The organism is Stenotrophomonas sp. P5_B8, assembly GCF_054049855.1.
Window position 1 is genome coordinate 1 of sequence record NZ_JBFULO010000889.1, and the last position, 518, is coordinate 518.

Annotated in this window: 1 protein-coding gene; it reads left to right on the forward strand. The window is 56.6% G+C overall.

Going from position 1 to position 518, the window contains the following annotated elements; all coding sequences use genetic code 11:
- A partial coding sequence (locus ACXJKH_RS22025) for a site-specific integrase (RefSeq protein WP_457322573.1) occupies positions 1-518 on the forward strand: 518 nt, incomplete at both ends.

Here is a 518-nt window from a genome sequence, read left to right on the forward strand (position 1 = left end):
GAGCCAGAGCGACTGCTCTCCCAGGAGGAAATCCAGAAGATTTTTGCTCCTGAGACCTTTATCCCGTGGGCCAAAAAGTATCCGCACCGTTTGTGGTGTCCGCTGATCGCGCTCTACACAGGTGCCCGCATCAACGAGATTGCCCAGCTCAAAGCCAGCGACATCGTCCAGGACCAAGGGGTTTGGTGCTTCTCGATCCAAAAGACAGTGGATGCAGATTTAGCGCGGAGCACCGGCAAACGCTCTCGGCAGAAGCTCAAAGGCAAGAGTGCCGTCCGCAAAGTGCCCATCCACAGCAGCCTGATTGAGGCAGGCTTCCTGGACTTCTTAGCCGACATCAAAGCTTGCGGGCACCCTCGCCTCTTCCCCAACCTGTCAGCGGGCATCTGTCGCGAGACCGGAGAGCCCAACGGCCGCTATAGCCAAGGATTCGTCAATCAGTTCGGCAAATATATGAAAGAGCTAGGCTTCGGAAAAGGCATTGGCTCCCATGCCTTCCGCCATACGCTTGCCACTGA